Annotated in this window: 1 protein-coding gene; it reads right to left on the bottom strand. The window is 58.2% G+C overall.

Annotated features, from left to right (window positions below; all coding sequences use genetic code 11):
- Positions 1–216: 216 nt before the first annotated feature.
- Positions 217–666 (bottom strand): GNAT family N-acetyltransferase, encoded by a 450-nt coding sequence (locus Q4543_RS24475; RefSeq protein ID WP_303442788.1) that lies wholly within the window; start codon positions 664–666, stop codon positions 217–219.
- Between the last annotated feature and the right edge of the window lie 172 nt (positions 667–838).

An 838-nucleotide genomic window follows, 5' to 3' on the forward strand; every position in this document is an offset into this window, starting at 1 on the left:
TCATCGTCAGTTCTCCCATGCCTCAGGAGAAGTGAATCAGCAGCCAAGCCATCACTCAAGTGGAGTTTTTCAACACCATCCGGACCTTCCTGCCCCTCGCGGCACGTGCTGTCTTTATGCGAGGCCCGTGGTGGCACGTGGGAATTGCCGAGTTCTGCCCTTCTCAACGATTTGCGCGAAGGTCCGGGGCATACTGCGAGGGCAGCCCCGGACCGCTCAATTAGAGAGCGCCATTGAGATTTGTTCGAATGGCAGGCCTTCGTCATCGACAGGGCGACGACAGGTCTCGATGAAGCCGAGCTTCTCGTAGAAAGCCCGGGTTCTTTCATTCAGGGCATAAACCTCGAGCGTGAGCCGAGGCTTCAGGGACATTCCGTGCGCAATCAGCGCCTGTCCGACGCCCCTCCCTTGGCGTTCGGGTGAAACGAAGATTCCGCCGATGGTGGTATCGATCAACCCAATGAAGCCGATGGGCCGACCGCAAAGGCAGGCCACCCAGGTCTCGGCCTGCGGTAGGTAAAACTCTGACACAAGCGCGCGGTGCTCGAGCAGTTTCTCTTCGCCCAGAAAGGCATGTGAGATGCGGGACGCTGCGAGCCAGATGTCGGTCAGCGCGGCATTGTCGTCCGCTTGGTAGGGGCGGATTTCGATGGGTCTTTGGGTCATGGTAAATGTCCGGATAGGGTGCGTCTGCGCAGCAGAGAGCATCGTCCAAGAGAACTCGGAAGGCGTGTTTCGAAAAATTGCAACTCAACCTCTGCGCATAGAGCTCCTTCTGCGGCCATCGGTGCGATTACGCCCGCACAGGAAAGCTGTCAACAGAAGCAGACTCACGCTC

The sequence above is a fragment of the Salipiger sp. 1_MG-2023 genome (assembly GCF_030547555.1).
Classification (GTDB): domain Bacteria; phylum Pseudomonadota; class Alphaproteobacteria; order Rhodobacterales; family Rhodobacteraceae; genus Salipiger.

Excerpts from the sequence above, each read along its gene's own strand:
- Q4543_RS24475 (WP_303442788.1), bottom strand. The coding sequence starts at position 666 with ATGACCCAAAGACCCATCGAAATCCGCCCCTACCAAGCGGACGACAAT.